Annotated in this window: 17 protein-coding genes; 8 read left to right on the forward strand and 9 right to left on the reverse strand. The window is 43.8% G+C overall.

The features are described 5' to 3' along the window. Positions 1-52: 52 nt before the first annotated feature. Positions 53-1546 (reverse strand): aldehyde dehydrogenase family protein, encoded by a 1494-nt coding sequence (locus ACS8E3_RS03510; protein WP_439241269.1) that lies wholly within the window; start codon positions 1544-1546, stop codon positions 53-55. Positions 1547-1871: 325 nt separating this feature from the next. Here ACS8E3_RS03510 and ACS8E3_RS03515 point away from each other — a divergent pair, with 325 nt between their 5' ends. From ACS8E3_RS03515 to ACS8E3_RS03535, 5 genes are all read left to right on the forward strand, one after another. Continuing rightward, entirely contained in the window at positions 1872-2513 is a 642-nt protein-coding gene (locus tag ACS8E3_RS03515) for a TetR/AcrR family transcriptional regulator (RefSeq protein WP_439241271.1), read from the forward strand. A gap of 265 nt (positions 2514-2778) precedes the next feature. Further along, complete coding sequence (locus ACS8E3_RS03520) at positions 2779-3993, forward strand: iron-containing alcohol dehydrogenase (protein WP_439241274.1); 1215 nt, start codon at positions 2779-2781, stop codon at positions 3991-3993. Positions 3994-4170: 177 nt separating this feature from the next. Then, positions 4171-5220 (forward strand): NADP-dependent oxidoreductase, encoded by a 1050-nt coding sequence (locus ACS8E3_RS03525; protein WP_439241277.1) that lies wholly within the window; start codon positions 4171-4173, stop codon positions 5218-5220. A 117-nt stretch (positions 5221-5337) separates the two neighbouring features. Continuing rightward, the gene (locus tag ACS8E3_RS03530; RefSeq protein WP_439241279.1) at positions 5338-6015 is read left to right on the forward strand and encodes a type 1 glutamine amidotransferase domain-containing protein; all 678 of its coding nucleotides are present in this window, start codon (positions 5338-5340) and stop codon (positions 6013-6015) included. Positions 6016-6027: 12 nt separating this feature from the next. Continuing rightward, entirely contained in the window at positions 6028-6690 is a 663-nt protein-coding gene (locus tag ACS8E3_RS03535) for a glutathione S-transferase family protein (protein ID WP_439241355.1), read from the forward strand. A 121-nt stretch (positions 6691-6811) separates the two neighbouring features. Here ACS8E3_RS03535 and ACS8E3_RS03540 read toward each other — a convergent pair whose 3' ends face one another. Both ACS8E3_RS03540 and ACS8E3_RS03545 read right to left on the reverse strand, forming a co-directional pair. Beyond that, the gene (locus ACS8E3_RS03540) at positions 6812-8155 is read right to left on the reverse strand and encodes a D-arabinono-1,4-lactone oxidase (protein ID WP_439241281.1); all 1344 of its coding nucleotides are present in this window, start codon (positions 8153-8155) and stop codon (positions 6812-6814) included. Beyond that, a complete protein-coding gene (locus tag ACS8E3_RS03545) occupies positions 8143-9360 on the reverse strand; it encodes an alanine racemase (RefSeq protein ID WP_439241283.1) in 1218 nt (405 codons plus the stop codon). The genes ACS8E3_RS03540 and ACS8E3_RS03545 overlap by 13 nt, the downstream gene beginning before the upstream one ends. 283 nt (positions 9361-9643) lie before the next feature. Between ACS8E3_RS03545 and ACS8E3_RS03550 the strand changes: the two genes are divergently transcribed. Both ACS8E3_RS03550 and ACS8E3_RS03555 read left to right on the forward strand, forming a co-directional pair. Then, the gene (locus ACS8E3_RS03550; protein ID WP_439241285.1) at positions 9644-11335 is read left to right on the forward strand and encodes an efflux MFS transporter permease; all 1692 of its coding nucleotides are present in this window, start codon (positions 9644-9646) and stop codon (positions 11333-11335) included. Between the two features lie 115 nt (positions 11336-11450). Further along, complete coding sequence (locus ACS8E3_RS03555; protein WP_439241287.1) at positions 11451-12659, forward strand: HlyD family secretion protein; 1209 nt, start codon at positions 11451-11453, stop codon at positions 12657-12659. Between the two features lie 183 nt (positions 12660-12842). On the opposite strand, the gene pdxH is transcribed toward ACS8E3_RS03555, so the two are convergent. The 6 genes from pdxH to cysS form a co-directional block, all read right to left on the reverse strand. After that, entirely contained in the window at positions 12843-13484 is a 642-nt protein-coding gene (gene pdxH / locus ACS8E3_RS03560; RefSeq protein WP_439241357.1) for a pyridoxamine 5'-phosphate oxidase, read from the reverse strand. Between the two features lie 36 nt (positions 13485-13520). Beyond that, positions 13521-14894 (reverse strand): phosphoglucosamine mutase, encoded by a 1374-nt coding sequence (gene glmM, locus ACS8E3_RS03565; RefSeq protein ID WP_439241289.1) that lies wholly within the window; start codon positions 14892-14894, stop codon positions 13521-13523. Positions 14895-15107: 213 nt separating this feature from the next. Further along, on the reverse strand, positions 15108-16577 hold the full coding sequence (guaB, locus tag ACS8E3_RS03570) for an IMP dehydrogenase (RefSeq protein ID WP_439241291.1): 1470 nt from the start codon (positions 16575-16577) through the stop codon (positions 15108-15110). Between the two features lie 187 nt (positions 16578-16764). Continuing rightward, on the reverse strand, positions 16765-18744 hold the full coding sequence (locus ACS8E3_RS03575; RefSeq protein ID WP_439241293.1) for a mechanosensitive ion channel family protein: 1980 nt from the start codon (positions 18742-18744) through the stop codon (positions 16765-16767). A 294-nt stretch (positions 18745-19038) separates the two neighbouring features. Next, positions 19039-20712, reverse strand: coding sequence for a mechanosensitive ion channel family protein (locus ACS8E3_RS03580; RefSeq protein ID WP_439241295.1), 1674 nt, complete (start codon positions 20710-20712; stop codon positions 19039-19041). A gap of 214 nt (positions 20713-20926) precedes the next feature. Beyond that, positions 20927-22387: a cysteine--tRNA ligase gene (gene cysS / locus ACS8E3_RS03585; RefSeq protein ID WP_439241297.1), complete on the reverse strand. Its 1461-nt coding sequence runs from the start codon at positions 22385-22387 to the stop codon at positions 20927-20929. Between the two features lie 171 nt (positions 22388-22558). Between cysS and ACS8E3_RS03590 the strand changes: the two genes are divergently transcribed. Next, positions 22559-23188, forward strand: coding sequence for a cob(I)yrinic acid a,c-diamide adenosyltransferase (locus tag ACS8E3_RS03590; RefSeq protein ID WP_439241299.1), 630 nt, complete (start codon positions 22559-22561; stop codon positions 23186-23188). The last annotated feature ends 82 nt before the right edge of the window (positions 23189-23270 follow it).

The following is a 23270-nucleotide window of genomic DNA, read 5'->3' on the forward strand; positions in this document are numbered from 1 at the left end:
TTAAACTCTTCATTAGAAAGCTTAAAATAATTACCAAAAAGCTCAAAATATCTTAAAACATGTAGCTACGCGGCTGATGTTGATAAGACACCCAATGCAGACGCGTCATCTCTTCTAAGACCCACTCGCCATTAAAGCGGCCAATACCTGAGTTCTTCTCACCACCAAAGGGCGCATTGCTTTCATCATTGACGGTGATATCGTTAACATGGGTCATACCTGCTCTGATACCACGCGCGAAACGTAAGCCTTTTTCCATATCCGTCGTAAATACCGAACTTGATAAGCCATATTCAGTATCGTTAGCCAGTTTAAGTGCTTCGTCCTCATCTTTAGCGCGGACAATACCCACTAATGGTCCAAAGATTTCATTGCGGAATAAGTCCATATCGGCAGAAACGTCGGTAAAGATATGCGGTGGCACTATTTGACCTTTAATCTCGCCACTCAGTAATGTCTTAGCTCCTTCATCATTAGCTTTAGCGATTTTATCTTTTAAAGAATCGAGCTGATCTTTATTGATAATAGGACCAACAGCGGTGTCCTCATCGTTAGGATCGCCAACCTTGATCGTTTTTACGTGTTCAACGAAGCGCTTAACGAATTCATCATAAATAGCATCTTCAACGATGATACGGTTGATAGCGATACAAATTTGACCTTGATGCAGGAACTTACCGAAGACTGCCGCTTTTACCGCATTATCTAGATCCGCATCTTTTAGCACCACAAACGGGTTATTACCACCAAGCTCTAGCGCCACCGGTTTGATAGTATCGCCGCCATTGGCAAGCTCGCCGATGTGTTTACCAACTGCGGTTGAACCGGTAAAGGAGACAAAGCTTGGAATATCATGGGTGACGATAGCATCACCAATCTCGCTACCAGCACCCACTACTACGTTGAGTAAACCTTTAGGTAGACCAGCCTCTTCAAATATCTTCGCTAATAATAAACCACCAGTGATAGGCGTATCGCTAGCAGGTTTCAGTACCACCGCATTACCTAAAGCTATAGCAGGAGCGATAGAGCGCTGAGTCAAATGCAGCGGAAAGTTCCATGGGCTAATCACAGCAATTACGCCAATAGGCTCGCGATAAACGAAGTTTTCTTTACCTAGGATGTTTGAGGGGCGAATCTCACCATGCATACGATTGGGAAAAGTTGCCGCTTCAACAGTAATAGCGCGCGCACTGCCAAACTCGACCATCGCTTTGATACGGGTACTGCCCGACTCTTTGACTAACCAATCAACGATTTCTTCCTGACGCTTATCTAAGATGTCAACGACTTTATAAAGCAAGCCTGCACGTTCAGCGGGCATGGTCTTAGCCCACTCTAGTTGCGCTTGTTTTGCAGCCTTGTAAGCTTCATCTAATTGTTTTTCTGTGGCTTGCTTAATCTTGACTAAAGTCTCGCCGTTGAAGGGATTAATATTGGTATTAACGCTCTCATCCTGACCTTTTTGCCATTCACCTGCAATATACTGCAAGTCAAAATCGCTATACGCGCTTGTATTAGCACCTTCATTAGTGTTATTTGACATGGTGTATCCTTTTTATTGATTTTAGATTTTTATTTTTGATTGGTGACGCTAGCAAGAGATTTGTAATATCGATTAATTGGGCAATACAAAAGCTAACTTGCTAGACGACTGGTCTAATGTTAACATAGCTTTTATAAAACTAAGATAACTTCACATTAAAGTTTGTTGATTGAACGTAACTTTTACAAACTATAATTTTACAAACTATTCTTATAACCGATTTTTTGCTATCAGTGCATTTTGCAAAAACTCAATACAATCAAACCGACTAAAAATATAACGTTGATATAAGCAAAATTATAAAAATAAGGAGAACATAGCTTTCATGTCTACCCCTGATAATCCTGACTCACTACCCTCTTTGGATAATAAGGTCTCTGCTACCGCTTTATCCAACACTAAGACCCATCTGCTAGATACGGGTTACCAGCTTATCGCCTATAAAGGCTTTACAGCGGTAGGTATCAAGCAGATCCTTGACACTGCAGGGGTGCCTAAAGGCTCTTTTTATCATTACTTCACCTCCAAAGAAGCCTTTGGTGAAGCAATCATTACCCACTACTTCACTCGTTATAAAAGACGCTTAGACCTTATCGCTGATGAAGATGGTAATGCTCAACAAAAACTCTATGACTATTTTCAGAATTGGTATGACACCCAGCAAAACGGCTGTGATCATGAAAAGTGTCTGGTAGTCAAATTAAGCGCTGAAGTGGCTGATATCTCAGAGCCTATGCGAGAAGCTTTGCATAATGGCTATCAACAAACGATTCGTTGGTTAACAGAACAAATCAAAGCCGGTTGGAACGATCAGTCAATCCCTAAGCTGGATAACGTCTCTGCTGAGAGCATAGCTAAGCGTTGGTACTTCACTTGGTTAGGCGCTAGCTTAATAGCCAAAATTAGTAAAACGAATACACCATTAGCCGAAGTATGGCAGATGACAACTATTCAACTAGGTCGCTAAGAGAACTTTATCAGTACGCGTTTAATATCCGTGTAATATCATAGGAGCCATCGCTTCTTGTAGGGTTTTGTAACTGTATAGTATTTTCTCACCTCATTTACTAGACGACTGGTCTAATTGCTGTACAATGCTATTCATCAAAAGATAGTTTATAGCTACTTATCGCTACTCATTAAATAGCGGTTAGTCGAAGCTTTTAGAAAAGTACCTCTTATAACTATTCAATTCACACTGAAAAACACCACAATAATCATTTGGGATTTTTATGAATAATTTTCAATACTACAATCCAGTACGTATCGTCTTTGGTGAAGGTCAAATCAAACAACTTTCAGAACTCGTACCGATTGATGCTCGTGTCCTTATTACTTATGGTGGCGGCTCAGCTGAGCGCACTGGTACTTTGGATGAGGTTAGAACGGCCTTATCAGCGAACGGTAATCGCGAAGTTTTTGAATTTGGTGGTATCGAGGCCAATCCAGAATTTGTTACTTTGCTAAAAGCGGCTGATCAAGTGAATGAGCATGACATCGATTTTATCTTAGCGGTTGGTGGCGGTTCAGTCATTGATGGCAGTAAATTTGTCGCCTTAGTGTCTTCCTTAAAAGAAGAAGATGGTACGGTCTCACGTGAGAAAGCCTGGGATGCGTTGATTGGTTATACCAAAAAATTAGACTCAGCTGTGGACCTTGGTGCGGTATTGACCATTCCAGCAACGGGTTCTGAGATGAATTCAGGCGGCGTAGTCAACTATAGCGAACGTCAAGCTAAACTGCCTTTTGGTAATCCGCTTGCCTTTCCTAAGTTCTCTATCTTAGATCCTGCTAAAACCCTTACCCTACCCGATAGCCAAGTCATGAATGGTGTCGCAGATGCTTTTGTACATGTTATGGAGCAGTACCTGACTTATCCTGTCAATGCCAAAGTACAAGACGCCTTCGCTGAGAGTCTGCTCAAAATTCTTATCGAAGAAGGTCATGCAGTCAAAGCCGATCCCGACAATATGGAAACGCGCAAAAACATCATGTGGACGGCGACTATGGCCCTTAACGGCTTGATTGGTACTGGCGTGCCGCAAGATTGGACCACGCACATGATAGGTCATGAGCTGACATCACTACACGCTATCGATCATGCCCGTACGTTGACGATTATATTGCCGTCAGTAATGCGCGAGTTAAAAGACAGTAAAAAAGACAAGCTACTACAGTACGCTCGTAATGTCTGGAATCTTGAAGCTGATAATCAGCAAAGCGATGACGAGGTCATAGAAGCTGCTATCGTTCGCACTGAAGAGTTTTTCCGTGATCTTGGTTTACCAGTAAGTTTGGCTGATGCCAATCTTGATGACTCCGCTATCGAACCTATCATCAAGCAGTTAGAGACGCATAGAATGGTCAAATTGGGTGAGCATGGCAAAAATGATTTAGAAGTTTCTCGCCGTATTCTAGAGCGGGCAACAACTAGCAAAGCTTCGTAACGCTTTAACCCTAATAGCCCATAGTAGTGAGACTCTATAGGTTGCTAGTATGGGTAGTTAAGAAAAGATTTTTTGCTACTTAACAAACAAAGCATTTAGCAGTTTTTGTACACAACAATGAGCTCTATTGTTGTTGATACAGACCTAATAGACAATAAATAGAATAGGAAATCATTTATGAGTTTTGATAAACAACAAAATAAACAACAAAACCGCCAAATAAAATTAGCCAGTCGTCCTACAGGTGAGCCAAAAGCCGATACCTTTGAGATGGCGACTAACGATATACCCAAAGTAGGTAGCAATGAGATGCTACTGCGTACTGTCTATCTCTCATTAGACCCTTATATGCGGGGACGTATGAGCGATGCTAAGAGCTACGCCGACCCACTAGAAGTCGGTGATGTCATTATGGGCGCGACTGTGGCACAAGTAGTCGAGTCCAATATCGATAAATTTGCTGAGGGCGATTTAGTGGTATCAAACTCAGGCTGGCAGGATTATAGCATCAGTGATGGCGAAGGCGTGCTAAAACTTGATAAAAACATGGCAAATCCTTCTTATGGCTTAGGCGTCTTAGGTATGCCAGGCTTTACTGGATATATGGGATTGACCGATATCGGTAAACCGCAAGAAGGTGAGACTTTAGTGGTTGCTGCGGCTACAGGCCCAGTTGGCGCTACGGTCGGACAAGTTGGTAATACCTACGGTACGCGCACTGTCGGTGTGGCAGGCGGCAAGGAGAAGTGTGATTTTGCTGTCAATGAGCTCGGGTTTGATGCGTGTATTGACCATTATGCAGATGACTTCGCTGAGCAGCTAAAAGCCGCTTGCCCTAATGGTATCGATATCTATTATGAAAACGTCGGCGGTAAAGTGTTTGATGCGGTCATGCCGCTACTCAATGCCCATGCGCGTATTCCAGTTTGCGGCTTAGTGTCACAATATAATGCTACTGAACTACCAGATGGTAAAGACCGTTTAAGTGTATTGATGGGTCTAGTACTAAGACAGCGTATGACAGTCAAAGGCTTTATTATCTTTGAAGAGTACGGCGATCACTTCCCTCAATTCCTAAAAACCATGAGCGAGATGGTAGCCTCGGGCAAAGTCAAAACCAAAGAGCATGTCGCTGATGGCTTAGACCAAGCTCCTGACGCTTTTGTAGGAATGCTCAATGGCGATAACTTTGGTAAAACCGTCGTCAAAGTCGCGGATGTCGTCTAATCAACAGCTGATACTGTACTGTGACTCGATTGATTAACTTAACAAAGTGTTTTGATACCTATCAAGTCATAGACCAGTTAATCTAAAAATTTTAATAAAACTACAATAAGGATAATTATGAAAATTTTAATGGTACTAACCTCACACGACCAATTAGGCGATACCGGTAAGCAAACAGGCTTTTGGCTAGAAGAATTTGCCGCGCCTTATTATGCTTTTATTGATGCTGGGGTTGATGTCACCCTCGCCTCTCCTGCTGGTGGTCAGCCACCGCTTGATCCTAGTAGCGATACTGAGGACGCTCAAACCAAAGATACAACGCGCTTCAAAGAAGATAGCGAGGCGCAAAAGCACCTTGCCAATACCAAAAAACTGGCGGATATGAAAGCAGAAGACTTCGATAGCGTATTCTATCCCGGTGGTCATGGTCCACTATGGGATTTAGCAGTCGATAAAGACTCAATCAATTTGATTGAAACTTTTGTACAGCAAGACAAGCCGGTTGCTTTTGTTTGTCATTCTCCTGCAGCGCTTAAGAACGTTAAAGTCGATGGTGAATATTTAGTAAAAGGTAAAACTGTCACCGGATTCACCAACTCAGAAGAAGACGCTGTTGGCCTTACCGATGTCGTGCCTTTCTTAGTAGAAGATGCGCTCAAAGCTAATGGCGGTAACTATCAAAAAGCAGGCGACTGGGAGGCTTATGTGGTTGAAGATGGGCTGCTCATCACTGGTCAAAACCCAGCGTCTTCAGAAGAAGCGGCCAAACGTTTGATTAATAAATTACAAGCTTAAAGGAGATTAAGTATTAAACCTAATACTACGATTCGTTTGCATCACCTTAACCAATCACGTTCCATGCGTATTCTTTGGTTATTAGAGGAGCTGGGCGTTCCTTATGAGATTCTCAGTCATCAACGTGATGCAAAAACCTTTATGGCGCCAGATAGTCTCAAAGCAGTACACCCCTTAGGTAAGTCTCCAGTAATAGAATTGGATGGGCGACTCATAGCAGAGTCGGGAGCGATTACTGAGCTGTTGATCGAGCGTTTTGCTCCTGAGCGTTTGCGCCCTGCGGTCGATAGTAACGAGTATGGCGAATACCTACAATGGATTCACTTTGCTGAAAGCTCATTAATGGTACCTACGCTACTAGAAGTCCTTACCAAAAACGCGATTAGAAGTGATGATAAATATTTAGGCCCTTATATAAAAAGGGAAAAGCATAATTTGCTAAGTTACTTAGACAAAGTAGTAAAAAACAAATCTTATATTGTTGCCAATAAGCTTAGTGGCGCTGATTTTATGCTCTCTTTTGATTTGATAATCATGGCGCAAAGCAAAGTACTGGACGACTATGTGCATGTTAAACAGTATGCATTACAACTTGCCAGCTTAGACAGCTATCAGCGTGCTATGAGGCTTGAAGACAATTACGATGAGTCTGTACAGCCTAATATAATGAAGTAGAATGATGAGTGTTTATAGCTGGTAATAAACTATAGAATGTCCATAAAAAAAGATAGCTCCTCTTGAGCTATCTTTTTTTATGGACATTCTAGGAGTGTTCAGATGATTTGAGTATCAGGCTTTAACAAGCGGTTTGATTTAAAAACTTCTGCTCAAGCCAACTATTCATAAAGACGTTATCAGGATCGTACTGTTTTCTAATTTCTAAAAAGCGTTTTAGATCAGGATACAGAGCGTGCAGTTCATCAGCACTTAACTTATTAACTTTGCCCCAGTGTGGACGGCCTTGCCACTTTTTCATGTACTCATATAGCCAGTTAAACAATGGCTCACTATCCATACCTTTATAGACATGAAAAGACAGTACCGCGCAGTCCGCGCCTTGCGTCGGACTGAGCATACCGGTTTCTCCTTTATGAGTACGTACTTCAATAGGAAAGTGCGAGCCTTTATTGCCTTGCAATAAAATACTATTGACCTCGGAGATACAAGCGTCAAAATCAGAGAGTTTTATAAAGTATTCTGACTCGTTGAATTTAACGCCGCGCGGCGTAGGAAACACCTCATAGCTATAGCCTTCTCGCTTAGTATTAGGAATGGAGTCGGCTGAGATTTGGCTGACTTTTTTTGTCCACTTTGGATTCATTCTTGCCATCTCAGACAATAAATAAAAAGCGCCATTTAAAGTGACTTTGCTATCGAATTGGTCTTTAAATTTTTGCCAGCCTGTCATCGCTTTTGGCGCAATGATTGATAAGGTTTTTTGCTGCAGTTTATTGGTGCCGGGAAATAAGAACCACTCTAGATGGCGGTGCTGTTGCGCCAGATCACGAAAGCGCGCTAAGCCCTCTTCAAACTCCAACACTTCATTACGCTCAGCTAGACCATACAAGTCAACGGCTTGAATAGTTAGCTTGGTAAAGATTCCGAGCATGCCAAGGCTAGCATGCAAGGCATTACCAAGCTCATCAGTTCGTGCCTCGCCTCTTTGATGAGTGTATAGCTCTCCTTTGCCATCCACCCATTCCCAAGCGATGACCTGATTAGCGATAGAGCCTAAGCTTAGACCTGTACCGTGGGTTGCGGTACTGGCTGAACCTGCGATAGTCTGCTCTTGCACATCGCCCATGTTCTCAAGTGCCAAGCCATGCTCTCTTAACGCCTCGCCTATCTCCGATAAATAAGTCCCTGCATGTAGCGTGGCTTGTTTCGCGTCTTTATCAACTGAAATCAACCCGCGCATATGATGCAAACTAATAGCGATCTCTTCAGGTTTAGCGCAGCCACTAAAAGAGTGCGCGGCTCCCGTGACTCTGACGCGCTTGTTATCAGCGCGAGCTTTTTTGACGATCTCTTGTAGCTCTTTAACTGAGGAAGGCGTTAGCTTTTGCTCAGGCTCAGCGCTGACGTAACCTACCCAATTTTGCCATTTATTACTGCGCTGCCACTCGGTTAATGAAAACATTGTCCCGCTCCTCGGTAAGTCATCATAGTTTTAAGTCCTTTTTTATCCTTTGAGGCATGAGCTATCGTGATTGAACCAGATTGCCGATAGCAAACGAGCTCATTAAAGTGTTCATTTAGCTCCCCTGCTTTGGCGTGTCGACACCATACAAAATCGCCAATATTGATAGCAGTAGCTCTTTTATCAATAGCCATAGGCGTTTGCACTTCACCAAAACCCTCATCGGCCAGTATCGATAAGTATTTTGGATAATGAACGACCGGTATTTTATCCGCACCAACCGCGCCTGAAGCAATAAAGCCGCCACCATGACAAGTGATTACCCCTTTTTCAGGGTGGCGAGTGACAGGTAACACAAATCCTGCCGCAGGTTTGAACTCCTGCATAGTCTCCATATAATCAAAATAAGCAGGCTTATAATAAGCGGAGCCGACCGTAATCTCAGTAACTTCAGCTTGGCTTGAAGTAAAATCCATACTACCGCTACCACCGCCATTGACTAACTCTAGAGCATAGCCTTGTTTTTTTAGCCAAGCGACTATCGAGTTACGGCGTTGACTGACCTGCTTTTTGGAGCGGTGTTTAAGCAAACGGATGGCAGGGGTCAGCAGGGTTTTACCGGGTACGTGCTCAGCCAAGCCTGCAATTTGCGCCTCGTAACCCATGACGCTAGTTAGTTTAACCTGCGGGCATTTTTTTATGATTTTGAGCAAAGCTTTAACGTCTTTTTTACTCATAAGTGCGGAGCGTTTGCTGCCAAAATATAGCTTAGGTAACGGCATAGACATATTTATATCGAGGCAAATCTCGACGATTACTGCATGGTCTTTTGCCACTTGATTGAGTATCACGACATGTTCAGGGCGATCAACCATCCAAACCATTTTCGCGCCCTTATCGGTATAGCTAAAGGTTTGTGCGACACTATCTTTGTCTAAAGTAGGATAAGCGCATAAGATATTATCAAAGCCGTTTTCTAATAAAAAAACCGACTCATCGGCAGCATAAGACATGAGGCCAACATAATTTGGAGAATTGTCTTTGATATAGTGTAGTACATCAATAGAGCGGATAGACTTGGTCGCTAAGCGTAAATTGACGGCTTGGGTTTTTTGATTGACTAGATTGATATTATGATCGAGGGCTTCCATATCGAGCCAAGCGCTTGGTGCGTTACTAGAGGGAACAATGTGGGCAAAATCCATTTTGCTTTCCTTAAACTGGCTTTATTTAAAGCTAAAGTAAATCTTATTATATATTTTAAACTTTAGTCAGCAATTAACATTTTAGAACTTATTAGTCGATATGTTATAGGGGACTAATAAAAATGTAAAACCTGCGGTCATAATCCATCACCCTTCAAATATTAGTTTAGCTTATTAGCCGCTAATAAAAGTTATGATAAAATAGTACCGAAGTAAGGTCACTTTATTTGGCAACTGCACTATATGCTCTTATCACCCTTCTTAATTAAATTGATAAACACTGATGAGTATTGACTATCAGTTCAAACCTCATGAAAAACCGTTTATGGTTGGCTCTCCTGCCAATCCTGATCATCCTGCGCGCCGCAAAGTCCTTTATTTACTGATTGGAATTTTCATCGGTCTAACTGCTAGTTTTCAAAATGGTCTTCTGGTCGCTAACTTACCCCAAATTCAAGGCGAAATGGGACTGACTCCAGTAGAGGGTGGTTGGATATCTGTCGCTTATAATATGACTAATGCTTGTATTACGGTGCTGCTATACAAAATTCGTCAGCAATTTGGCATGTCGCTCTTTAGTAAAATTACTCTGTTTTTTTTATTAGCGGCTACTAGTTTGCAATGGTTAGTAAGTAGTCATTTATTGAGTACGACTACCGGTATTATCATCAATGCTTATCATTTAGAAATTATCGCGCGTGCTCTTAGTGGCATTGTCGCTAGTGCTATGACCGTGCTAGCTATTTTTTACTGCCTTCAAGGTATGCCGAGCGCCAAACGTATTAGCGGCTTGATTTTAGGTTTTGGTTTATTGCAGTTTGGCACCCCATTATCACGAATCATCTCGCCTTATCTAACCGCTGATGGCTTACTTGAGAGTTTATTTTTATTTGAGCTTGGTCTAGCACTGATATGCTTTGGACTGATTAATCTACTAGAGCTACCACCGGGTATTACCGAAAAAGTCTTTGAGAAACTTGATATTTTAAGCTTTGCTTTCTTTGCTAGCGGCCTTGCAGCCTTAGCAGTATTCTTAGTGCAAGGTAGAATTCAATGGTGGACGACTCCTTGGTTGAGCTACCCTCTAATCATTGCGGTCGCGACTATCTCGATAGCTTTATGGATTGAAACTCATCGCCAAAACCCTATGCTGCAAGTGCGCTGGATGCGTAGCCGCAATATTATTGCCTTTATGATAACCGGCGCTGTGATGCGTATTTTATTATCTGAGCAAAATGTAGGAGCAGCTGGGTTACTAGCCAATCTTGGCTACGCGAATGAGCAGCTCATTACTTTTTATGCCGTGATATTAGCCGCCAGCGTGCTAGCTTTGAGCATTAGCATTTTTACTACCAAAGCTATAGATTTGCGGCGTCCGATCATTTTTTCGTTAGCTTTGATTGCCTTAGGAGCATGGTTGGATACGGATGTTTCTTTAAATTCAGCCCCTTATATGTTTTATCTCAGCCAATTTCTTATTGCTTTTGCCGCCGTCTATTTTATGGGGCCAATGGTTTTTGAAGGGATGTTCCGAGCTATCTCTAATGGACCCGCTTATATTATAAGCTTTTCGGTGATTTTTAGTATTTCACAAACCGTGGGTGGTTTGGCAGGTGCCGCCGCCATCCAAGCCTTTACTACTATTCGTACTCAGATGCATTATGCGGATATGGTCAGCTCACTCAATTTAGGTGACCCTGGAGTGCTGAGTCAGCTGACAGATGCGCGTGCAGCACTTTCTACTCAAACGCTGGACGCGAATCAAGCAAGTATAGCGGCCATGGGAAAAATTGCTCAAGGTATTCAGCGCCAAGCTAGCGTTGCCGCTTACGCTGATTTATTTTTTTTAATGGCGACTATCGCTACCCTAACCATGCTCATATTATTAATAAGCTATCTCTATAATCGTTACCATAAGATTAACCCTCTTGCCAAAGAGCTAGCAGCCATAGCAAAAATGCGTGAACAAAAATAATGTTTTTCTTCATACTCATCACTTATATTACAACTATATTGTTAACTTGAAACAATAAACACTCAATGCCATTAAAGCTAACTCACATGCTTATGCCAAACTATAGGAGCGCGTTATGAGCCAAGAAAAACTTAATGAGCTTGACTCAAAAACGCCAGTAGAAAACAACCCTACTCCAGATTCTAAGACCACCACTCCGGCTGCCGATAAGACAGATTTAGATGATGACTCGCAAGCACCTTCCCTACCTCCTGAAGAACCTATCTCCTCTCCGGCAGGTTGGTCTCCCAAAAAGAAGTCTTATCTGAATTTAGCATTACTCATTGGCTTAATTATTCTCGGCATTGCCTTAATTTTATATGCCTGGAAGCTCCCCCCTTTTACCCCCGTTGTGAAGCAAACGAATAATGCTTTTGTGAAAGGTCAAACCACGGTAATCAGTCCGCAAGTCTCAGGTTATGTCACTGAGGTTGCGGTAGAGGATTTTGCTAACGTGCAAGCGGGCGATTTGTTAGTCAAAATTGATGACCGTACCTTTCAGCAGCAGCTCGAGCAAGCTGAGGCGAATATAGAAGTGGCCGTTACCAATCGTTCCAGCAACGCTCAGGATACGCAAACCAGTCAAGCACAAATCGAAGCGCGTGCAGCTGATTTGTATAGTGCTAAAGTAAGCGTTGATAGTGCTGTTGAAGATGTCAATCGTTATCAAGGTTTAGATGCTATCGGCGCTGTATCAAAAGCTGAGGTTGCTCATACCAAAGCGGCGTTAGCACAAGCGCAAGCGGGAGTACAACAAGCGCAGGCGAATCTACAGGCTGCTCGCGAAAACCGCAAAAAAACTAGCAGTAGTCGCTCTTCATTAGATGCCAATATCAAAAATGCTGAAGCGGCCGCCAAACAAGCAAAAATCAGCTTGGACAACACTGTTATCAAAGCTCCGGAATCAGGACAATTAAGCCAAGTCAGCGTAAAAGTTGGTCAGTATGTCAATGCCGGTACTCAACTGATGTATATCGTACCCAAAGGCGTTTGGATTATCGCTAATTTCAAAGAAACTCAAGTGGCAAATATAGCTATTGGTGAGCCTGCATCAATTCGAGTTGACGCGCTAGACGGTGCAAAATTCAACGGTCATGTCAGCAGCATCTCACCGGCAACTGGTAGTGAGTTCAGTGCCGGCGCGGCCAATCCTGCTACCGGCAACTACATAAAAATCGCTCAGCGCATCCCAGTGCGTATTGATCTAGAACAAAATCAGCCTGAGCTGGCAAAACTACGTCCAGGTATGTCGGTGTCAGTAGAGGTCGATACTGAGAACCGTTAAAAAATTGTATTACAATTTTAGGTTCGCAAGGGAAGTCCTTTAAATAGGATTTCCTAAAATTTGGCCTAGCGCTAGTGATAACCCACGGAATCAACAAAACTAATTTTGAAATACCAAAAAAGCCACTTTAAACTGAATTAACAGCGATAAAATGGCTTTTTGTACTACTCATTAAACGTCATGCTACGGTAATAAGCGTTTGGTCGTCCAACAACTGTTTTCTTTGCTATAAACGATGCGATCATGCACACGATTGGCACGACCTTGCCAAAACTCAATACGCTCAATCGTAATCTCATAACCACCCCAAAATTCAGGCGTTGGCACTTTGGCATCTTGAGGGTACTCTTTTAATAACTGAGCAAACTTATCCTCCATCACTTCCCGATTGGCCACTTCCCCGCTTTGCGGTTGACTCACCCAAGCGCCGACTTGACTATCATGCGGGCGCTTCTGAAAATACTGAGCCGACTTATCAGCAGCTATTTTGGCAATAGAGCCACTGATACGCACTTGACGCTCAAGCTCGTGCCAAAAAAACAGTACTTCAGCATTCGGGTTTTGAGCGATGTCTTGGCCTTTTGCGCTCTCATAATTGGTATAAAAGACGATACCGGTATCCGTCACTTCCCGCAATAAGACGATACGCACGCTAGGCTTGTTATCTGCGCCGCATGTCGCAAGACTCATCGCATAAGGCTCTTGTACTTTTTGCTCTAGCGCTTCATTCATCCAAGCTTTAAATAGCGTAAATGGCGACTTTGGTACCAAGGACTGATCAAGCTCACCTTTTTCGTAAGACAAACGCTGATCGGTAAAATCCATACTCATAAAGACTCCTTTTGTGAATGTTAAACGCGCCTAGCCCAAGTGAGCTTTGATTTGGTCGGCGAGCTCATTCGCCATCACATCACATTCTATCTCATCATCGGACTCGACCATTACCCGAATCATCGGCTCTGTGCCTGACTGACGAATAAGCAAGCGACCACGACCCTCAAGCTTAGTACGGGCTTTATCAAAAGCTGCGACCAGCTCTGGATTGGCAAACGGATCTTGCATTTTCGCCAGACGCACGTTGACTAGCTTTTGCGGTAAGACTGTGAAATCTTCAATTAAAGCGCTTAAAGCTCTATCTTGTTCTTGCATCACTGCGAGTACTTGTAGCGCTGCTATAATCGCGTCGCCGGTGCGGCTCTTATCTAAACATAAAATATGGCCTGAGGGCTCGCCGCCTAATATCCAGCCTTTCGCTTCCAGCTCATGCATCACGTAACGATCACCAACTTTAGCGCGCGCAAACTCAATATCTTTCGCTTGTAGCGCCAGCTCTAAACCCATATTGCTCATCAAGGTACCGGCAACCCCTTTCGCCAGCTGCTTGCCTTGCGTGGCGAGCACATAGAGAATACCATCACCGTCGACTAGATGACCTAAGTCATCCACCATCACAATACGGTCGCCATCGCCATCAAGCGCGATGCCGACATCTGCATTATGTTCTAATACTGCTTTTTGCAGCCCTTCAGGATGCGTGGAGCCGCATTCAGAGTTGATATTGATACCATCAGGCGTATTATTAATGGCAATCACGTTAGCGCCAAGCTCGCGTAGCACTCTTGGCGCTACGCTATAACCCGCCCCATTGGCGCAGTCCACGACGATTTTGAGATGATCTAAATCATGCTGATAAGGGAAGCTACCCTTACAGAACTCAATATAGCGGCCCTTTGCATCATCAATGCGATGGTTTTTACCTAGTTTGGCAGGATCGGCAATAGGCATCATTAGCGCCGCCTCGTCTGCTGGATCCGCTGTCATGATGGCATCTAATTTCGCATTGATAGCGTTTTGCATCTCATCGTTAAGTTTTTTACCATCACCTGAGAACAGCTTGATACCATTATCATAGTACGGGTTGTGAGAGGCTGAAATGACTACCCCAGCATCGGCATTAAAGCTGCGAGTCAGATGGGCAATCGCAGGCGTAGGCAGCGGCCCTAGCATATGGACATCGACGCCTGCAGCATTGAAGCCTGCTTGCAACGCGCCTTCGATGACATAGCCCGACAGCCGCGTATCTTTACCGATGACGACACTTGGCTTACGCGCAGCATGGCTTTGGTTCTCTATCAGTACTTGTCCGGTCACATAGCCTAATTTAAGAATAAAATCAGGGGTGATTGGTAACTCCCCAAATTTCCCACGAATACCGTCTGTACCGAAATAGCTCATTATTATGACATCCTTACACTTAATTTAAAAAACACCTAACAACCAGTATAACCATCCTTTTATAAGGGGCTTTACTACTCAGTTATTTTACGAAAAAAAACAGTCAACAATGACAGAGCATTGTTGACTGTTTGTATCTCGCTATTATTATATTATAAATAACGCTTGTAGTTTGATAAAAGATTTCACACTTAAGCGCTTATGCGCGATAGCTTATACACGATAGTTAGGCGCTTCTTTAGTGATTTGCACATCATGGACATGCGACTCTTTCATACCTGCTGAGGTGACTTTGATAAACTGCGGATTGCTACGCATTTCCTCAATAGTCGCGCTGCCTGTATAACCCATCGATGAGCGCAAACCGCCGACCAATTGATTGACGATACCAGCGACTGGACCTTTATAAGGAACACGGCCTTCGATACCTTCGGGCACTAATTTTTCTACGCCATCTTTGGCATCTTGGAAGTAGCGATCCGAGGAGCCGTTTGAGCCTGACATCGCGCCAAGGCTGCCCATACCGCGGTAAGCTTTATAATAGCGCCCTTGAAAGAGCTCAACCTCTCCTGGCGCTTCTTCAGTACCTGCCATTAAGGATCCGACCATGATACAAGAGGCGCCAGCAGCGATAGCTTTCGCCATATCTCCTGAATAACGGATACCGCCATCAGCAATCAGCGGAATGCTGTTTTTTAGCGCGCTTGCAACATTATCAATCGCCGATATTTGTGGCACGCCGATACCAGCGATGATGCGAGTAGTACAGATAGAGCCAGGACCAATACCGACTTTTACCGCATCAGCGCCTGCATCACGTAAGGCTAAGGCAGCATCTCCTGTGGCGATATTACCACCGATAACTTGGATATTTGGAAAGTTCTTTTTAATCCAAGAAACCTTTTCGATCACGCCTTTAGAATGTCCATGAGCGGTATCAACGACTAATACATCGACATCAGCGGCGATCAAAGCTTCTACGCGCGACTCAGTGTCCGCCCCAGTGCCAACAGCGGCGCCGACGCGCAGACGACCTTTATCATCTTTACAAGCGTTCGGATTGTTTTCAGCCTTAGCAAAGTCATTGACCGTAATCAAACCGCGCAGACGAAAATCATCATCAATGACAATCACTTTTTCAATGCGATGCTCGTGCAGCAATTTTTTGATATTCTCATTACTCTCGCCTTCATGAACCGTTACTAATTGCTCTTTTGGGGTCATGATCTCACTGACAGGCTGCTTTAGATTGGTCTCAAAGCGCCAATCACGATGAGTGACAATACCGACGACTTTATCAGTGCCTTTTTCTACGACCGGTACACCTGAGATGTTATTGTCCTCAGTGAGCCTTAAGAGATCGCCAATAGTCATCTCAGGGTGGACGGTAATAGGATCGACAACCGTGCCGGCTTCAAACTTTTTGACGCGGCGTACTTGCGTGGCCTGCTTATCGATATCCATGCTTTTATGCAAAATACCAATGCCGCCCAATTGCGCCATAGTGATGGCCATCTCAGATTCAGTCACCGTATCCATAGCAGCAGAGACTAAAGGTAGATTCAAAGTGATATTTCTGGTTAAGCGCGTAGAGAGATCGGCAGATTTTGGCAGGACTTCAGAATAGGCGGGTAACAATAACACGTCATCAAAAGTTAAGGCTTCATCGACAATACGTAACATACATACCCCTAATAGTGGCTATTTTGATGGGTGGGAGCTAGACTACAAGATGATAAAGGCGTAAATATAACGCAGCAGCTATCTTGATGTCTTAGTTATCCCTTTAAAATAACGCCATATTATAGCAAATTCAACGCCTTCTCACATCCTATTTTTATCGCTAAGTCTCTTTAATTAGTGTCTTTATCTAGTCCTCTTTAAAAGTTATGCGTTCGGTTGGTAGATACGATTTTTGTTCCTCGTACAAATAAGCAAGCATGACCTCACGGACTTGGCATTCGAGCATCCAAGCATTCAGTGGACTATCAGAAGCTAGCGCGCCGCGTAGGGTAATCGTATCTTCGTTAACTACAGTGGCGATGAGCTCAGGTGTAGTCTCACCATCCCATAGTTCGTTTTCTTTAACCACGGCAATAAATTTTTGTCTAATGACCTCAACATCGACGCCATAATCAACATAGAGATAAACCGGCCTTGTTTGATGTGATTCCGTATGTGACCAGTTCTCGACAATCTCAGTGACAAAATGGCGCATCGGTATAATTAACCGCCGCTCATCCCAAGTTTTGAGCACCGCATAGGTATATCGCAGATCCTCAATAGTCGTCCAATCGCCTTCTATCATCACAGTATCAGCGATGCGCACAGGCTGAGTAATAGCTACTTGCATGCCAGCGATTATATTGCCCAAAGTAGGCTGCGCCGCCACCCCAATCACTACCCCAGCAATACCCGCTGACGTTAATAAGGTTTTCCCTAATCCCTCGACATTGGTAAACTCACTGATGCCAATCCAAATACTGCCCAAGATCATAACAAAAATAAAGACACGCCTAAATATCGAGACATAAGTGAGACGTATACGGTATTTATCGAGCTGCTCTTCACCCAAACTATCGATTTGTAAGTCTTGATAACGGTTGGCAAAAAAATGAATGATCCGAATCCCTAGCCATACCGTACTAATGACTAAAAACACCCAAATGATCGGCCGAGTCGCGGTTGCTACCGCATCAAGATAAGGAAAGCCGCCGGAAGCTAAGGTATAGACCAAAGAGAAGCTAATGGTTAAGGTCAAAGGTACGGTCAGTTTATTGGCCATATCCTTAACACTACGGCGTCCTACGCTCTCGCTCGTTTGCTTATCGCTTTTACTTGCTCCCATATTGATAAGCTTACCAACGCCTGTACTCAGCAGCCACCCCAGACCCATAGTCGTTAGAAAAAACAACAGCAAAGCGCAGTATTCCCATATAGCGATACCGAAGAGACGCGCGGTCAGTATTAAGGGCAAATAACGCTCAAACTTAGCGGGTTGATATTGCTCATACAGATTATCTATATTACCAACAGTGTGCGCCGAAAACACCCAAACTGGCTGCTGCTCGCCAACGCGCACACGCTCTATAGAGATAGGTACTCGGCGCTCACGATAATCTATATAGCCCAAGCGGATTGAGCGACGCGGAATGCCGCGCACGCTATTACTGCTGCCTATCGTTGGCTCAATCAAACCATCGGGACGATCCGGCATATCGTTGAAAACATACAGCTCTTTTTTACGCAATAAATAATCTAGGCGTTTTGAGAGCTCAACGGCGCGGTTAGGCTGGCGCTCACTATCAATCAGGTTCATATTTAGTGCATAAGCTGCCAACCCGAATTGCTGTTTCATAATAGCGGATTGAAAAAACTCCATCGTTGCTAGTGGACTCGATAAATGCGGTGGTTCAGACAAAGGTGGCAAGCCTTCATTGAGCTTATTTAGAGGATAATAGTTGGCGTTATAGTCTCCTATAATCTCAGTATCGCCTTGCAAATACCCAGCTTGCGGCACTGCTATTTTTTCTGAGGGATCAAGGACCTTGTTAATCATTTTGGCAGGGTTGATATCTTCTAGATCGATACTCTTAATTTTATCTTCAGCGTAATCAACGATATTGTCAGGCTGAGTGGTGATAGATATCGGCGAACTATCAGCCGTATTAGCTTGGCTGTCTTGGACATTTTCTGCAGCATAGACAGGTAGATAGATAATCGAGAGTAATAACCAAGCCGTCAGTATATAGACTATCCCCATACTGCTTGAGCGCAAAGAGATCGTAGCACCCTTAGTCTTAGCTACATTATTGGGCAGAGGGTTATCAAGCACAACCGTATTGGGCATAACAGTAACGCCCTTAGACGCATGATGCTTGGTATTACAAGGCATTACTTTGCACCGCTTAGCACTACAGGATATAAGAGCATGAAACTTTGTCATATTTATAATTTTCTGGCAGAAGTATGCTGATAAATTAAAGCAGTCCATAACATAAAGCCAGTATAGAACTGACTTTATTTGTTAGTCTACGTATTTTATCTACTTAGCTTATAAAGTCGCTCCACTATAAAAATAAAAAACCGTGCTAATGTGTTTTTCTTCATACCCCTTAGCTTTTACTTCTTTTTTTCTACTTTTTCAGTTCTCTTTAAAGGTGATACGCTCAGCTGGCAGATAAGGCTTTTGTTTATCATAAAGATACTTTAGCATTTGCTCTCGTACCTCACATTCTAGCATCCAAGCATCATCAGGATTATTAGCTGCTATAGTGCCGTACAGCTCAATAGTATCCCTAGCGACTGACAGCACCTGCAGCATAGGCTCAGTTTCGCCATCCCAGTATTGACTGGCTTTGACCACCTCGCTGTATTTTTGCCGAATATCATCAACATTGATGCCATAATCTACGAGTAAAGAGACCGTGCGCGTTAGATGAGATTCAGGATGCGACAAGTTTTCAATAGTCTGATTGACAAAATAGCGCATCGGCACAAATAAGCGGCGCTCGTCCCAAGTTTTAATAGTGGCATAGGTGTAGCCTAAATTCTCGACTGTGTTCCAATTACCATCAATCATAATCGTGTCACCGATACGTATGGGCTGAGTAATGGCGATCTGCATGCCAGCGACGATATTACCAAGTGTCGGCTGCGCGGCAATACCAATAATCACACTCAAGATACCGGCTGAAGTCAATAAGGTCTTGCCAAGTCCTTCTATATTGACAAACTCGCTCAAGCCTATCCAAACACTGCCAAGCACCATAACAAAGATAAAAACGCGCCGAAATATCGACAAATAAGTACTACGCTGGCGATACTCATCGTACTGCTCCTCGCCCAAACTTTCGATTTGCAGATCCTCGTAGCGATTGGCAAAAAAGTTAATCACGCGGATACCTAGCCATAAGACGCTCAGTACTAAAGCTACCCATACGATAGGCCTAGTGTCCGTGGCGATAGCCTGTATAAAGGGAAAACCACCTGACACCAAAGTAAATACTAAAGAAAAACTAATGGTAAAAGTCAGCGGCACAGTAAATTTATTGACTAATTCAGTGATGCTTTTTTTATGACCCACTTTAGACAGCACTTCATTACTCGTATAGTGATCTATTAGTTTACCAGTGAGTCTACTGAACACCCATCCCACCGCGATAGTGATGAAGAAGAAAATGAGTAAGGCTAAAAACTCCCAAACAGCGATACCAAAAAACCTTAACAGTAGCCATGAGGGCAGATAGCGCTCAAACGTCGCCGGTTTGTATTGCTCGTAGAGCTTATCGATATGGCTGACCGTTTGTGCTGAGAATACCCAAACCGGCGTGTTGTCCTCTATCTTTACCCGCTCGATAAATATCGGTATGCGGTGCTCTAAATACTCTATGTCGCCAAGCCGAATAGAGCGGCGCGAGACGCCATGAATGCTGCTCCCTCCTCCAAAAGAAGGCTCAATCAAACCATCAGGACGATCCGGCATTTTATTAAAAACATAAAGATTTTTTCTATTTAATAAATAATTAAGACGTTTAGACAGCTCAATACCGCGGCTAGTTTGGGTGCTGGGCGCAAACAAATTCAAGTTTAGCGCATAGACAGCTAAATCAAACTGCTCCCTCGTTACCGCCGTTTGAAAAAACTCTAAAGTTGCCATCGGCGTTAATAAATTGGGCGGCGGTGATAATGGCGGCAACCCCGTATTCAACTTTTCTAACAGATAATAGTTTTCGTTATACTCTCCTTTAAGCTCAGTATTTACTTGTAGCTTATCGGCCTGCCTTGCTTGCTGCTGAGTTTGTACGCTAGCAGACACTCCCCTCTCTTCCGTTGCTGCATTGAGCGAAAAGGAGCAGAGACTCAGCATAAAAAGTAAGAAAACATGTATTCGCATGGAGTGTTATCGCTTATCAAACTACTTTAAATATAAGCTAATTGAGTCCATTAAAAAAAGCCAGCATTAAGCTGACTTTATCTATGAGTATTTGTAGTTATCTTGGTGGTTTTGTCCGTTTATAGCAGCAGCTGTGTTAAGCGCGGCGCCAAGTCGTGCCAGCGCTACTATCCTCAAGCTCAATGCCCGCCTCTTTTAGTTGACCTCGAATCTCATCAGCCCGCGCATAGTCTTTATTCGTTTTGGCGTCGCCACGCTCAGTAATAAGCGCATCAATAGCCGCATCACTAAGCCCATCCTCCGACTCTTCACCAATAACTGCTTGCAAAAACTGCTTTGGCGGTTGCTGTAAGATATTTAATGATTTGGCGAGCGCTTGCAGCTGCTGGGCTGACTGCCAAGCCTTAGCTGTATCTTCCGCTTTTGCCGCTTTATTGACTTCGCTTGCTAGACCAAACAAGACACTAATAGCCGCTGAGCTATTAAAATCATCATTCATAGCGGCCATAAAGTCTTGACCTGCCACGCTTTGATACGCTTGATTGATAAGCTCATTGTCAGTCTCAAGCGCTTGATTCTGTTGTTGCTCAGCGATTTTAAGCGCATTATATAATCTACTTAGGCTGTTATGCGCTTCATCTAAGGCGCTATCAGAGAAGTTTATTTGACTGCGGTAATGGCTCGATAATAAGAAAAACCGAACAGTTTCTGGATGATATCTGTTAGTGACTTCGCGTATGGTAAAAAAATTGCCCAAAGACTTAGACATTTTTTCGCCATCGACATTAATAAAGCCAACGTGCATCCAATTGTTCGCGTACTCACAGCCTGTCGCTGCCTCCGATTGCGCAATCTCGTTTTCATGATGCGGAAACTGCAGGTCATGACCACCGCCGTGGATATCAAAGGTATTACCCAAGCATTTAGTCGACATGGCGGAGCATTCAATATGCCAGCCTGGACGCCCTTGCCCCCAAGGAGACATCCACTGCGGCTCGCCTGCTTTTGCCGCTTTCCATAGAACAAAATCAAAAGGATTGTGCTTGATACTTTCAACTTCAACGCGAGAGCCCGCTTGCATCTCATCAAGCTTTCGCTTGGAGAGCTTGCCATAATCGGCAAAGCTATCGACGGCATAATAAACATCGCCGTTATTGGCAGCATAGGCATAATCGCCTTCGATTAAAGTGGCGATCATTTGCTGCATCTCATCGATGTGATCAGTCGCGCGCGGCTCTGCATCTGGACTCAAGCAGCCAAGCGCGGCAGCATCTTCATGCATCGCTTTTGTAAAGCGTTCAGTCAGAGTGCCGATATCTTCATTATTTTCGATAGCCCGCGCGATAATCTTGTCATCGATATCAGTAATATTTCGCACATAATTGACGTCATAACCTAATTGGGTCAGCCAACGCACTACCATATCAAAAGCCACCATCACCCGAGCGTGACCGATGTGACAGTAATCATAAACCGTCATGCCGCAGACGTACATTCCTAACTTGCCAGCCACTAAGGGCTGCAAGGACTGCTTGCGGGCAGTCAATGAGTCGTATACAACAAGCTGAGACTGCGCATCGGTAACTGAGGTAGTCATAACAAAATAGCCTTTTGATAAAATAAAGTGATATAAATATTAACGCATTATCTTAGCGAAAACGGACATAAAATACTACAATGAGCGCAGGGCGCTGTTAAATAAAACCGTTAAAGAAACAGACCTTTCAGCGTATCACGCATTTTAGGTATAAAAGATAAGGAGTTATAAATGGGCAATCGTTTAAGTAAGATATACACTCGCACTGGTGATGATGGCACAACAGGCATGGCGGATGGCAGCCGCGTCAGCAAAGCTGATATGCTCTTCACAGTCATGGGTGATATCGATGAGCTCAACTCGCATGTTGGCTTAGTACGCGCCCAATTAACGCAAATGAACACGGTTGCTAACACAGCGCTATCTGAGCATTTATCACTTATAAATGAGTCAGACTTTGCGCATGCCTTAGTGATTATTCAGCATTTACTATTCAACATTGGTGGGGAGCTTGCGATGCCAGAGTATGAAGGCGTGAACGAGACTCATATCGACTGGTTAGAGCAGCAGATAGATAGCATGAATGCTGGCTTGCCACCGCTCAAAGATTTTATTTTGCCCACAGGATCAATATTGGTCAGTCAATTGCACATAGCGCGTACCGTATGTCGCCGCGCTGAGCGTCAGGCCGTGTTGTTACAACAGCAGCGCCCGCAAGCTATCCGTAGTACCGCTGTCAGCTTGATTAATCGGTTATCTGATTGGTTATTTGTCGCGGCACGTTTTTGTACCGATCCTGCCCAAATCTCTGAGGCCTTATGGGATAGTCAAGTGTTACAAAAGCTTGATGAAGGTAAATAGCGCCGTTTAATCACGCCTAAAAAAAGCGCCAATAGCTTAAATCTATCAGCGCTTTGTCTCTTAGTTATTGACTAGGTCATGA

Origin of the sequence: Psychrobacter sp. 2Y5, assembly GCF_051847375.1 — a bacterium.
Lineage (GTDB): Bacteria > Pseudomonadota > Gammaproteobacteria > Pseudomonadales > Moraxellaceae > Psychrobacter.